At 71.4% G+C, this 12722-nt stretch carries 13 protein-coding genes and 1 pseudogene; 10 read left to right on the top strand and 4 right to left on the bottom strand.

The window, feature by feature from the left end; translation table 11 throughout:
• Nucleotides 1-28: 28 nt before the first annotated feature.
• On the bottom strand, nt 29-592 hold the full coding sequence (locus EV186_RS17560; protein WP_133850420.1) for a TetR/AcrR family transcriptional regulator: 564 nt from the start codon (nt 590-592) through the stop codon (nt 29-31).
• A 60-nt stretch (nt 593-652) separates the two neighbouring features.
• Here EV186_RS17560 and EV186_RS17555 point away from each other — a divergent pair, with 60 nt between their 5' ends.
• Entirely contained in the window at nt 653-1981 is a 1329-nt protein-coding gene (locus EV186_RS17555) for a cytochrome P450 (RefSeq protein ID WP_133850419.1), read from the top strand.
• Here EV186_RS17555 and EV186_RS17550 read toward each other — a convergent pair.
• Both EV186_RS17550 and EV186_RS17545 read right to left on the bottom strand, forming a co-directional pair.
• Complete coding sequence (locus EV186_RS17550; protein ID WP_166659223.1) at nt 1953-3056, bottom strand: toll/interleukin-1 receptor domain-containing protein; 1104 nt, start codon at nt 3054-3056, stop codon at nt 1953-1955. The two genes, EV186_RS17555 and EV186_RS17550, sit on opposite strands and share 29 nt — an antisense overlap.
• An 88-nt stretch (nt 3057-3144) precedes the next feature.
• Nucleotides 3145-3936 carry a carbon-nitrogen hydrolase family protein gene (locus tag EV186_RS17545; RefSeq protein WP_133850417.1) on the bottom strand — a complete coding sequence of 264 codons (792 nt, stop codon included), beginning with the start codon at nt 3934-3936 and terminating at the stop codon, nt 3145-3147.
• 63 nt (nt 3937-3999) lie between these two features.
• On the opposite strand from EV186_RS17545, the gene EV186_RS17540 reads away from it, so the two are divergent.
• The 9 genes and pseudogenes from EV186_RS17540 to EV186_RS17500 all read left to right on the top strand — a co-directional run bounded on the left by EV186_RS17540 (nt 4000) and on the right by EV186_RS17500 (nt 12229).
• On the top strand, nt 4000-5577 hold the full coding sequence (locus EV186_RS17540; protein WP_133850416.1) for an ABC transporter substrate-binding protein: 1578 nt from the start codon (nt 4000-4002) through the stop codon (nt 5575-5577).
• Nucleotides 5578-5877: 300 nt separating this feature from the next.
• The gene (gene hisD, locus EV186_RS17535; protein ID WP_133850415.1) at nt 5878-7200 is read left to right on the top strand and encodes a histidinol dehydrogenase; all 1323 of its coding nucleotides are present in this window, start codon (nt 5878-5880) and stop codon (nt 7198-7200) included.
• Complete coding sequence (locus tag EV186_RS17530; protein ID WP_133850414.1) at nt 7197-8297, top strand: histidinol-phosphate transaminase; 1101 nt, start codon at nt 7197-7199, stop codon at nt 8295-8297. The genes hisD and EV186_RS17530 overlap by 4 nt, the downstream gene beginning before the upstream one ends.
• Nucleotides 8294-8893, top strand: coding sequence for an imidazoleglycerol-phosphate dehydratase HisB (hisB, locus tag EV186_RS17525; protein WP_133850413.1), 600 nt, complete (start codon nt 8294-8296; stop codon nt 8891-8893). The genes EV186_RS17530 and hisB overlap by 4 nt, the downstream gene beginning before the upstream one ends.
• Entirely contained in the window at nt 8890-9525 is a 636-nt protein-coding gene (locus EV186_RS17520) for an MBL fold metallo-hydrolase (RefSeq protein ID WP_133850412.1), read from the top strand. Before hisB ends, EV186_RS17520 begins: the two co-directional genes overlap by 4 nt.
• Nucleotides 9525-9899: a VOC family protein gene (locus EV186_RS17515; RefSeq protein ID WP_133850411.1), complete on the top strand. Its 375-nt coding sequence runs from the start codon at nt 9525-9527 to the stop codon at nt 9897-9899. The genes EV186_RS17520 and EV186_RS17515 overlap by 1 nt, the downstream gene beginning before the upstream one ends.
• 9 nt (nt 9900-9908) lie before the next feature.
• Nucleotides 9909-10133 carry a hypothetical protein gene (locus EV186_RS17510; protein ID WP_133850410.1) on the top strand — a complete coding sequence of 75 codons (225 nt, stop codon included), beginning with the start codon at nt 9909-9911 and terminating at the stop codon, nt 10131-10133.
• Between the two features lie 40 nt (nt 10134-10173).
• Nucleotides 10174-11054: pseudogene (locus EV186_RS40805) on the top strand (serine hydrolase domain-containing protein).
• A gap of 104 nt (nt 11055-11158) precedes the next feature.
• The gene (locus EV186_RS17500; RefSeq protein ID WP_279538302.1) at nt 11159-12229 is read left to right on the top strand and encodes a Cmx/CmrA family chloramphenicol efflux MFS transporter; all 1071 of its coding nucleotides are present in this window, start codon (nt 11159-11161) and stop codon (nt 12227-12229) included.
• Here EV186_RS17500 and soxR read toward each other — a convergent pair.
• A complete protein-coding gene (gene soxR, locus EV186_RS17495) occupies nt 12226-12690 on the bottom strand; it encodes a redox-sensitive transcriptional activator SoxR (RefSeq protein ID WP_133850408.1) in 465 nt (154 codons plus the stop codon). The genes EV186_RS17500 and soxR overlap by 4 nt on opposite strands.
• Between the last annotated feature and the right edge of the window lie 32 nt (nt 12691-12722).

The raw sequence follows: 12722 nt of genomic DNA, 5'->3' as shown, positions 1-12722 counted from the left end.
GATCGGCTCCCGTTACCGGTCGCGCTGTTCACCGCCACATGGAGCTCAACCCGGCCCGCAGGTCCTCGCCCGTCGGCGACTCCGACGGGTTGACCAGCCACTGCGTCGCCAGCCCGTCGCAGACCGCCATGATGAAGCTCGCCAACGCGCGGCACGCCGGGTCGTCCGGCGACGACCCGAGTGACTCGGCGACGACCGCGCTGACCCGGTCCCGCGTCGCGCGCTGGATCTCGGCCAACTGCGTGCGCAGTTCCGGGTCCCGGTCGGCCTGCGCGAGCGCTTCGACGAACGACAGCAGCATCGACCGCTGCCCGGGCAACTGTTCCAGCATCACCGACCACGCCCGCAGGCACCGCTCGACCGGTGTCTCGTGCTCGGCGGTCATCGCGACCTTCACCAGTTCGGTGGTCCACTCCTCGAACACGCTGCCGAGCGCCGCGTTGAGCAGCCCGGCCTTGGATCCGAAGTGGTAGCCGATCGAGGCGAGGTTGGTGCCGGACTCGGCGACCAGGTCGCGCGCCGTGATGTGCGCGTACCCCTTGTCCTGCAAGAGTTTGCGCGCCGCGTCGAGCAGCTGGTCCCGGTGGCCCATCCGCTCACAGTAGTTGCCCACGGATCTATACGCGCGTATAAAACTCGGTAGGGAGGACGCATGGCCACGCTGAACCTGAACCAGGCACCGCAACTCACCGAGGACAGCTCGTTCCCGCCGGGCCCGCGCGGCCCCCGCCCGCTGATGACGGTGCTGTTCATGACCGCGCGCCAGTTCCTCGCACCGCGCTGGCAGCGCCGCTACGGCGACATGATCACCGTCCGCATCGCGCTGGGCCGCACCGCCGTCCTCGTCGGCTCGCAAGAGCTGATCAAGGAGGTGTTCGCGGGCAAGCCGTCGGTGTTCCACGCGGGTGAGGGCAACGACATCCTCGCGCCGATCATGGGCCCGAACTCGGTGCTGACCATGGACGACGAGCCGCACCTGCGGGCCCGCAAGCAGCTGATGCCCGCGTTCAACGGCGCTGCGCTGCGCGGCTACCAGGGCATGATGACCGAGCTGGCCGAGCAGGCTGTCGAGCGCTTCCCGACCGGGCGCGCGTTCGCCACGCACCCGCTGATGAACGGCGTGACGCTGGAGATCATCCTGCGAGTCGTCTTCGGCATGGCCGAGGGTGACCGGCTGCGCAAGCTGCGACCGGCGCTGCGCCGCGTCGTCTCGATCGGCCCGATCGCGGTGATGGGCTGGACGTATCCCAAGCTCGAGCGGCACTGGCCATGGCGGCGCAACCGCGAGGCCCTGGACGCGGTGAACGAGTTGCTCTACGCCGAGATCGCCCAGCGGCGCACGGAGCCGGACCTGGCTTCCCGCACCGACGTGCTGTCCCAGCTGATCACCGCGGACCCCGACGTGCCCGACGCCGAGCTGCGCGACCACATGATGACGTTGTTGCTGGCTGGCCACGAGACGACCGCGACCGCGTTGGCCTGGTCGCTGCTGGAACTGGCCCACCACCCGGCCATCCAGCGCAAGGCCCGCGAAGCCGCCGACACCGACGACGACGAATACCTCACGGCGGTGGTCAAGGAGGCGATGCGCCTGCGCCCCGTGATCTACACGGTGGCCCGCCGCATCAAGGAACCGGTTTCCCTGGGCGGCTACAACCTGCCCAAGGGCACGATCGTCGCGCCGTGCATCGGCCTCGTGCAACGGAACCCGGCCCACTACCCCGAGCCCGGCGAGTTCCGTCCGGAGCGCTTCATCGGCAAGGGTCCGGAAAGCGGCACTTGGATCCCGTTCGGTGGCGGTGTCCGCCGTTGCATCGGCGCGGGCTTCTCGCTGCAGGAGGCGGCCGCCGTGCTGAAGGCCGTGCTGCGGCGCTACGAGCTGGCGCCCGCGGGCAAGATGGAACGCCAGAAGTCCCGCAACATCACCCTGATCCCGTCCAACGGCGCCCGGGTCATCGCGCGGGAGCGGCCGTCTCGCTGAGCATGTCCGGCCAACGCCGGATCAAACCGACCGCGGTGGCGATCGACCCGGCGCCGGTCCGCAATGGCCGAAACGCCAAGCGCATGGGCGCACTGGCCAGCTCGAGTGGCCGGAGCTGCTCGAGGAAGAGCGCGACGGCTTCCTGCACTTCCTGCAGCGAGTCCAGCTCACCGCGTGCCTCGGCGAGGCTCGACCGCGCCTCCTCGATCTCCGCGGCGGTACCGGTTTCCAGTAGATGGGCCACATAGCCACGGAACACGGCGTCCGTTTCGAACACCACTTGCTGCAATTCGGCGGCCCCCGATTCGAACTCCCGGCCAAGCGGCTCGATCGCCGCGGCAGTGTCCCGGATCGCTTGCCTGGCTTGATCGCCTTCGAGGTGCGCCAACCCCGCGCTGCGTTCGGTCAGCACCTGTCCGAGGTGCTCCATCGTGGCGTTGATCCGCATGGCGATCGGCCCTGCCTCGGCCACCATCCGCTCGGTGGCCTCGCCCAGCTCGATGGATCCGGGGCGATCGTCGGGCAGGCAGACCGCCCCGGTGCCGTTCGGCATGCTCGCAAGGGTCCGCTCCGCGTTCTCGACGACGGTGACGAGGTCGTTCGCGAGCCGCACCAGCTCGCGCCGCCACACCGGGGAGTTCGGACCTTCGATCCAGGCTTCGCGGAAGTCCCGGTACTGCCGATCGGCGATGATCCGCGCTGCCGGATCGGCATTCTCCTCCGTCAGGTACGAATGGCCGAGCACGACCACGGGCAGCACCAACGACTGCACGCCGAGGCCTTTCGCCTCGTTGTGGTAGGTGAGCAGTTCATCGCGACAGGCCTGACGGTCGAAGTACTGCCTGGTCACGATGGGCATGAACACCGCCGCCTGCGCCAGGCTCGCCTGGATGCGCGGCGTCCACTCCTCGCCCCAGCCGACCGATTCATGGTCGATGAAAGGCTCGACCTGCCGGTTGCGGTCGGCGAACGCGAAGTGGGCGAGCTGCGCCGCGAACTGGTCGACGAAGCGCATCACCGTGTCGTCGGCGCGGGCATAGCTGATGAAGCACTTGATCGGCGGCTCGGCGCTCATGGCTGGCATGGGCCGAAGTTAGATCCGGCGCCCGGTCAGACAATGGACCTGCCGCGACGTTTCCTGGAACTGGCCAGTTCTTGTCCAGTCAGAGCCTTCGGTTGGCCAGCACGGGGATCGCGGTCCGGGCCGCCTCGACGGCGTCCAAGTCCACATCGGACACGAGCAAGCCGGGCTTCTCGTCCAGCTGCGCGACGATCTCGCCGAACGGCGAGGCCACGGTGCTGTACCCGATGCCCGTGGGCGCCGTTCCGCGAGCCGAGCCACCGGAGGCCAACGGATCGGCCTGGCCGCAGGCGAAGACCCAGGATGTGCAGTCCAGCGCGCGCGCCCGCACCAGCAGCTCCCACTGCGACCGCTTGCCTTCCCCGGCGCCCCACGACGCCGGCACCAGCACGGCCGAAGCTCCGCGATCGGCCAGCAACCGGAACAGCTCCGGGAACCGCACGTCGTAACAGGTCGCGATACCGACGGTGACCCCGGCCACGGTGACGGTCACCGGGGCGGCACCCGGCGCCACGGTGCGCGATTCCGCGAAGCCGAACGCGTCGAACAGGTGGATCTTGTCGTAGCCCAGGTGCTCGCCACGGCCGGTGACCAGCACGGTGTTGAACACGCGCCCGTCGTCGCTCGGCCGGAACATGCCGGCCACCACGACCACGTCGTGCGCGGCGGCGATCGAGGCGACGGCGCCGGCCCACGGCCCGTCCAGCTCCTCGGCCACCGGCCCCAGCGGCACGCCGAAGCACGCCATCGTGGCCTCGGGGAACACCACCACGTCGGCGCCCTGCTCGGCCGCCTCCCGGGTCCGCTCGGCGACCAGGTCGAGGTTCGCCTTGGGCTCCGGTCCCGACGTGATCTGTGCCAGCGCCACGCGCATCCTTGTTCCTCCTTGGCTCAAAACCGCACCGCGCCACCCACCGCGCCCACTAGGGTCGCGGACGTGGGCCGAGGAATCCAGCGGGCGATCCCGCTCGCCGCCACCGCTGGTGCGGTGGCCGTGCTCGCGGGCTGCACGGCCGACCCGGCGCCGACCGCGTCCGGTGATCTCGACGGTACGTCCATCGTCATCGCCGTGTCCGCCGAGCCGGCCAGCCTCAACCCGCTCGCCGGCTACGCGCCGCACGGCTCGGCCAAGCTCTACGACGGGCTGCTGGAGTACCAGCCCGACATGCAGTTGCACCCGCTGCTGGCCACCGACCTGCCCGAACCGTCGGCCGACGGTCGCTCGTGGACGGTCAAGCTCCGCACCGGCGTCACCTTCTCCGACGGCTCCAAGCTGGACGCCGACGACGTCAGCGCCACCTACCGCGCGGTGCTCACGCCCGCGTACGCCTCGCCGTTGCGCGGCCGGTTCAGCATGCTCACCGCCGTGACCCAGGTCGATTCGACGACCGTCCGGTTCGACCTGTCCCGGCCCTACAGCCCGTTCCCGCAGCTGCTCACGCTCGGCATCGTCCCCTCGCAGTCGCTCACGACGCCCGTGCCGGTCACCGGCGGCCGCCGCACCGAGCCGCCGCCCGGAACCGGGCCCTACCGGCTGGCGAGCTGGACCAAGGGCCGCCAGCTGGTGCTGACGGCCAACCCGAAGTACTTCGGCGGCAGGCCGTCGATCGCCAAGGTGACCATGGAGTTCGTCGGCGACGACGCCGCCCGGCTCGAGCGGGTGAACGACGGCACCGTGGACTCGACGGTGCTGCCCTGCACCCAGGCCGCCCGGTTCGCCGACTCGAACACCTTCGACGTGATGACCCAGCAGCACACCGGCGACCTGAGCACGGTGGTGCTGCCGTCGAAGAACGACGTCACCGGCGACCAGACCATCCGCCGCGCCCTGAACCTCACCGTCGACCGCGCCGCCGTGGTCACCGGTGTTCTGGGCGGTCACGGCGCGCCCGCGTACACGCCGGTGCCGGACGCGACCGCCGAGTTCGTCGAGCCCAGCGCCACCTTCGAGCACAACCCGACGCAGGCCCGCAAGCTGCTCGAGGAGGCCGGCTGGCGATCCGGGGGCGACGGCGTGCGGACCAGGGGAGGCGTGCGGGCGGCCTTCACCTTGCGTTACGCGTCCGGCGACGACGTCGCGGCCAAGCTGGTGACCAAGTTCGCCGCCGACGCCAAGCAGGTCGGCATCGCGGTCACCGGCAACGCGATCGACCCGGCTGCCCTGCACAACGGCGCGGGCCCGTCGCTGCTGCGCATCGGCGGCCCGTTCGACCCCGATCTGATGCTCTACCAGCTGCTGCACTCGCCCGGTAAGCCCGGCGACTACACCAACGACGACGTGGACGCGGCCCTGGAGACGGGCCGGACGGCGACGGACCCGGCGCAGCGATCGGCCGCGTACCGGCAGTTGCAGCGCGCGTACGTGAGCTCACCGGGCATGGTCGTCCTCGCCTCCACCGACCACTGCACGGTGATCAGACGCAGCTGGAACGGCTACCGGCCGGTGCCGGACGGCTCCGAAGCCGACGGCACCTGGGGCCCGTGGTGGAACCTGGCCCACTGGACGCCGCGTTGATGGCGCTCTCTTCGTTCGCGCGGGCTGTGTCATGGCGCTCTCTTTGTTCGCGCGGGCCTCGGCCCCTTCATGGCCTGCCTCGCTCCGGTCGCGAGCGACCTCCTCGAACCAGGCCGGGCCGAGGCCGTGGTGGTCGCCTTGACCCGGCCGGGCCGAGGCCGTGGTGGTCGCCGTGGCCCGGGCGGGGCGAGGCCGTGGTAGTCGCCTTGGGCCGGCGGTGAGCGTGCCGGACGTCCTTTCCACCATCTGGACACCGTGACCACAAAGCCGGGCGCGGCGACCAGCACTTACCCTTGACGCATGCTCACCCGGACCGACCTGCGTTCCACCGTTCCCGGCCCTGCCCGGTTGCGCGCGGCCCTGCCGCGCCCCGAACTGGACGTGGACGGCGCGCTGCATCGGGTCCGGCCGGTGGTCGAGGCCGTGCGCGAGCGCGGCGTCGAAGCGGTGCTGGAGTTCGCCGAGCAGTTCGACCGGGTGCGCCCGGACGCGATCAGGGTGCCCGAAGCCGAGCTGACCGCCGCCCTCGACAAGCTCGACCCCGCTGTGCGCGAGGCGCTCGAAGAGGCCATCGCCCGCACCCGCATGGCGCACGCCGACCAGCAGCGCACCGAGGTCACCACGCAGATCGCGGCGGGCGGCACCGTCACCCAACGCTGGCTGCCGGTCGCCCGCGTCGGCCTCTACGCACCCGGTGGCCTGGCCGTCTACCCGTCCACGGTGATCATGAACGTGGTGCCCGCGCAGACCGCGGGCGTCGGCTCGCTGGTCGTCTGCTCGCCGCCGCAGGCCGAGCACGGCGGCCGGCCGCACCCGACGATCCTCGCCGCCGCGGCGCTGCTCGGCGTGACCGAGGTGTGGGCCGCGGGCGGCGCGCAAGCGGTTGCCCTGATGACCTACGGCGGCACCGACACCGACGGCACCGAACTCGACCCGGTCGACATGATCACCGGGCCGGGCAACATCTACGTCACCGCGGCCAAGCGGATGGTGCGCGGCAGCGTCGGCATCGACGCCGAGGCCGGGCCGACCGAGATCGCGATCCTGGCCGACCACACCGCCGACCCGGTGCACGTGGCGGCCGACCTGATCAGCCAGGCCGAGCACGACCCCATGGCCGCAAGCGTCCTCGTCACCGACTCGCCTGAGCTGGCCGACGCCGTGGACGCCGAGCTGGCCCGCCAGGTGCCCGCGACCAAGCACCACGAGCGGGTGGCGACGGCCTTGCGGGGCAAGCAGTCCGGCTGTGTCCTGGTGTCCACACTCGACGACGGTCTGTCCGTTGTAGACGCCTACGCGGCCGAGCACCTCGAGGTGCAGACCGAGAACGCCCGCGAAGTCGCCCTGCGCGTGCGCAACGCGGGCGCGATCTTCGTCGGGCCCTACGCGCCGGTCTCGCTCGGGGACTACTGCGCGGGCTCGAACCACGTGCTGCCCACGGTCGGCTGTGCGCGGCACTCGTCGGGCCTGTCGGTGCAGACCTTCCTGCGTGGCGTCCAGGTCGTCGACTACACGCGGGAGGCGTTGCAGGACGTGTCGGCGAAGGTCGTCGCGCTGGCCAACGCCGAGGACCTGCCCGCGCACGGCCAGGCTGTGCTCGCCCGGTTCCAGGAGCCGTCGTGAAGCCCGGCGCGGAGATCGGGCTCGACGACCTGCCGCTGCGCGACGACCTGCGGGGCCGCTCCCCGTACGGCGCGCCGCAGTTGGACGTCCGGTACCGGCTCAACACCAACGAAAACCCGTACCCGCCGCCGCCCGAGCTCGTCGCCGACCTGACCCGGGCGATCGACGCCGTGGCCGCGACGCTGCACCGCTACCCGGACCGGGACGCGGTCGCGTTGCGCACCGACCTCGCCGCCTACCTGTCGCAGCAGACCGGCGTCGCGCTCGACCCGGCGAACCTGTGGGCGGCCAACGGATCCAACGAGATCCTGCAGCAGCTCCTGCAGGCGTTCGGCGGTCCTGGCCGCACGGCGCTCGGGTTCGAGCCGTCGTACTCGATGCACCCGATCATCTCGGCCGGCACGCGCACCGAGTGGGTGCCCGCCCCACGCCGCGCGGACTTCTCCCTCGACGTCGCTGCGGCCGCCGCGACGCTCGCCGCGCGCAAGCCGAACGTGGTCTTCGTGACCAGCCCGAACAACCCGACGGGCCAGTCGATCGCGCTCGACGACCTGCGCACGCTCGTGCGCGCGGCACCAGGGATCGTCGTGGTCGACGAGGCGTACGGCGAGTTCTCCAGCCGGCCGAGCGCGGTGGCCTTGATCGACGAGTTCCCGGCGCGGGTGGTCGTGTCGCGCACGATGAGCAAGGCGTTCGCGTTCGCCGGTGGGCGGCTGGGCTACCTCGCCGCGGCGCCGGCCGTCGTGGACGCCTTGCTGCTGGTCCGGTTGCCGTACCACCTGTCCACGTTGACCCAGGCCGCCGCGCGGGCCGCGTTGCAGCACGCCACGCAAACGTTGTCGTCGGTCCACCTGCTCGCGGCGGAACGCGAGCGGGTCGCGGAGTCGTTGCGTGGCATGGGGTTCGAGGTCGTGCCGAGCGACGCGAACTTCATCCTCTTCGGACGGTTCGCCGACGCCGCGACCGCCTGGCAGTCCTATTTGGACCAGGGGGTGCTCGTCCGGGACGTCGGCATCGCCGGGCACCTGCGGGTGGCCATCGGCACACCCGACGACAACGACGCCTTCCTCGCCGCTTCCAAGGAGATCAGCCCGTGAACCGGATCGGTCGCGTCGAGCGCACCACCAAGGAATCCTCGGTCGCCGTCGAGATCGACCTCGACGGCGCGGGCAAGGTCGAGATCGACACCGGGGTGCCGTTCTACGACCACATGCTGACCGCGTTCGGCGTGCACGGCGCGTTCGACCTGGGTGTGCGGGCCACCGGTGACGTGCACATCGACGCCCACCACACGGTCGAGGACGTGGCGATCGTGCTGGGCGAGGCGATCGGGAAGGCGCTGGGCGACAAGCACGGCATCCGCCGCTTCGGCGACGCGTGGATCCCGATGGACGAGACGCTGGCGCACGCCGCGATCGACGTGTCCGGGCGGCCGTACTGCGTGCACACCGGCGAACCCGAGGTCATGACCGGTTTCGTGGTCGGCGGCAACTACCCGACGGTGCTCAACCGGCACGTGTTCGAGTCGCTGGCGTTCCACGCGCGGATCGCGCTGCACCTGCGGGTCGTGCACGGCCGCGACCCGCACCACATCACCGAGGCGCAGTTCAAGGCTGTGGCCCGCGCACTGCGGGCGGCGGTCGAAACCGATCCGCGACTGGGCGGGGTGCCGTCCACCAAGGGAGTGCTGTGACCGGCGCGGTGCGGGTGGACAAGGTCGTCACGTCCGGGCAGTTCCACCTGGACGGTGGCAGCTGGGACGTGGACAACAACGTCTGGCTGGTCGGTGACGACGACGAGGTGCTGGTGATCGACGCCGCCCACGACGCGGCCGCCATCGCCGAGGCCGTCGGCCGGCGGCGGGTCGTCGCGATCGCGTGCACCCACGGGCACGACGACCACGTCAACGCCGCGCCGACGCTGGCGGAGCTGGTCGGCGCCCCGATCCTGCTCCACCGCGATGATCTGGTGCTGTGGCGCATGGCCCACCCCGACGTGGAGCCGCACGGTGTGCTCGCCGACGGCGACGTGATCGAGGTCGGCGGGGTGGCGGTGCAGGTCCTGCACACGCCGGGCCACGCGCCCGGTGCGGTGTGCCTGTTCGCGCCGGACCTGGGCGTCGTCTTCAGCGGCGACACCCTGTTCCAGGGCGGCCCGGGCGCCACGGGCCGGTCCTACAGCGACTTCGGCACGATCATCGAGTCCATCAAGGACCGCCTGCTCACGCTGCCGCCCGCGACGACCGTCCACACCGGACACGGTGACGACACGACCATCGGCGCCGAAGCACCCCACCTCGACGAGTGGCTCGCCCGGGGCCACTGATGATCGGCAGGCTGCACCACGTGGTGCTGGACTGCCCCGACCCGGCCGCCCTCGCGGAGTTCTACGCGGCACTGCTCGGGCAGCCGGTGACCTACCGCTCGCCCGACTGGGTGGTGGTGTCGGCGAACGACACGACGTCGGGTCTCGCGTTCCAGCTCGCACCCGGGCATCAGCCGCCTGCCTGGCCCGATCCCATGCGGTCCCAGCAGTTCCACCTGGACGTGATGGTGGAGGACCCCGAAGCGGCCGCCGCCGCGGTGCTCGCCCTCGGCGCCACCGTGCTCGACGCCGACCGCCACGTCTACGCCGACCCGGCCGGCCACCCGTTCTGCTTGATCCGGCGGCCTGCCTGGGCCGCGCCGATCGACGGCTAGGGTGAACCCGTGAACTACGTGATCGCCATCGGCCTGCTCGCGCTGGCCGGGTTCCTCGCCGGCGGCGCCTACACGGTGTGGAAGGGCGGCACCGACAACCAGGACGAGCGGCCCAAGCGCCCGGCCGGGCGCCCCGCGTCGGCCGAACAGCAGGGCGGCCCGAAGTGGCTGGCGATCGCCTTGGGGCTGGCCGCGGCGCTCGCGATCGCGGGCGCCGTCGTGCGCATGCTCTAGGCCCGTGGCGTTGCGTGGAGCGGCGGTCGTCGCGGTCGTCATGGTCGACGGCGAGGTCGTGCTCGAGACGTCGAGCAGCCCCGCCAATGCCCGCTTCCCGATCGCCTCGGTCGGCAAGCAGCTGGCCGCCGTCGCCGTGCTGTTGCTCGCCGAACGCGGCGCCCTCACGCTGGACGAACCGGTGTCACGGTGGCTGCCCCACACCACGGCGCAGTGGGCCGAAGTCACGCTGCACCACCTGCTCACGCAGACCGCCGGAGTCGGCCACTGGGGCAACGCCCCCGGCTACGACGTGTTCGCCCCCATGGGCCTCGACGAACGCGTCACCCTGATCCAGCAAGGACCCTTGCACAGCAAGCCGGGCACCGAGTGGCGCTACAGCAGCCCCGGCTACCTGCTGGTGGGCCACATCGTCGAGCGGGTCGCCGACCGGCCGTACCCCGCATTCCTCACGAGGAGATCCTCCGCCCGCTGGGTCTGGCCTCCACCGTCGCGGGTCGCATCCCCGCGGGCGCCGTGCGCGGGCACCACGACGGGAAACCTGTTCCCACCGGCGACTTCACGGCGATGGCCGGTACCGGGGACGTGTGGTCCACCGCCGCGGACCTCGCCCGGTGCACCGAAGCCGTCCACAAAGGACGGATCTTGTCCGAGGCATCGCACGCGCTGCTCACCAAGGCTCACGTTCCCGCCCAGGACGGTCCCGACACCGGGTGGATGACCTCGGCAAGCTACGGGTACGGCGTCTTCCTGGGCACCGTCGCGGGGACTCCGGCGGTGTACCACACGGGCGACAACCCCGGCTACAAGGCCATGAACGTCTGGCTGCCCGAGCGCGCCGCGAGCATCGCGATCGTGGCCAACGACGACGCCACCAAGCTCGAACAGGTCCTCGAAGAAGTATGGTGCCAAGCATGGTGAGTCCCGAGTCAGACGAGCAGGGGGCTGCCGGCCGCGCCGTCAGTCCCTGAATCGACTGCGCAGCCGAGACGGTCCCTTCCCGCCTCGGAACACTCGGAGCACCCGTGTTGTACCTGCTTGCCCTCGCCGTCTTCGCGATGGGCACTTCGGAGTTCATGCTCGCCGGCCTGCTGCCGGACATCGCCACTGATCTTCACGTCACCGTCGGCGCGGCCGGCACGCTCACTTCGGCGTTCGCCGTCGGCATGGTCGTCGGCGCGCCGTTGGTCGCCGCCTTCGCGCGCAAGCTGCCGCGACGGGCCTGTCTGCTGGGCTTCCTGCTCGCGTTCGCCGCCGCGCACCTCGTCGGCGCCGTCACGACGAGTTTCCCGCTCCTGCTGGCCACCCGGGTGCTCGCGGCGCTCGCGAACGCCGGGTTCCTCGCCATCGCGCTGACCACGGCGACCGCGCTCGTGCCCGCCGACGCCAAGGGCCGCGCGCTCGCCGTGCTGCTCGCCGGCACGACGATCGCCACCGTCGCCGGGGTTCCGGGCGGGGCGTTGCTCGGCGTGGCGGCCGGGTGGCGCGCCACGTTCTGGGCGGTCGCCGTGCTCTGCCTGCCCGCGGCGTTCGGCCTTCTCCGGAGCATTCCGCGTGGGTCGGACGACGGCCCGCCGCTGCGCACCGAACTCGCGGCGTTGCGGCGGCGGAGCCTGGTGCGGGCCATGTCGCGAGCCGCGCTGGTGAACGCGGCCACGTTCGGTGGCTTCACCTACCTCGCGCCCGCGACCGGGCTCGACGGGCTCTGGGTGCCGGTCGCGCTGATGCTCTTCGGCGCGGGATCGTTCGTGGGCGTCACGCTCGCGGGCCGGTGGTCGGACCGGCAACCCCGCAAGGTTCTGGTCGTCGGCGGTCCGCTGCTGCTGCTCGGCTGGCCCGCCCTGGCGCTCGCCACCGGCCGGATTGCCTTGCTGGGCTTGGTGTTCGTGCTCGGTGCCGCGTCGTTCGCGGTGGGCAGCACGTTGATCGCGCGCGTCCTCTACACCGCCGCCGACGCGCCTACCATGGCCGGTTCCTACGCGACGGCCGCGCTCAACGTCGGCGCGGTCGCCGGACCGCTCGTCGCGGCCGCGACGCTGCACCCGAGCCCCTTCTGGGCGAGCGCGGTCCTGGTTGCGGTGGGGCTGGTGTTTTAGTCGATCCCGCCTTCGCTGCGGGGTTTCAGCCTGGGTGCCCCGGGGCCGAGCGGTTCCATCGCGTCCCCGGGGTTGCTCAGGTGGCACGTCCGCAGCGACAGGCACCCGCACCCGATGCACGACGTCAGCCGTTGCCGCAACCGCTGCAACGCGTCGATGCGGGTGTCCAGCTCCTCCTGCCACGACTTCGACAGCTTCGCCCAGTCGGCCTTGGTCGGGGTGCGCTGATCGGGAAGCGTGTGCAGCGCATCGCTGATCTCCTCGAGCGAGAGCCCAACCCGTTGCGCCGTGCGGATGAACGCGAGCCGGCGCAACACAGCCCGTGGGTACCGGCGCTGGTTGCCCGCGCTGCGGGTGGACGTGATCAGGCCGCGCTCCTCGTAGAAGCGCAACGCCGTGTGCGGGATCCCGCTGCGGGTGGCGACCTCGCCGATGCTCAGGTGGTCGGGCAGTGCTGACACACAAAAGACCCTACACCTTGCTTGAAGTACGG

Origin of the sequence: Labedaea rhizosphaerae, from assembly GCF_004362825.1 — a bacterium.
GTDB classification, from domain to species: Bacteria; Actinomycetota; Actinomycetes; order Mycobacteriales; family Pseudonocardiaceae; genus Labedaea; species Labedaea rhizosphaerae.
This window is presented reverse-complemented; position numbering and strand designations above follow the sequence as displayed.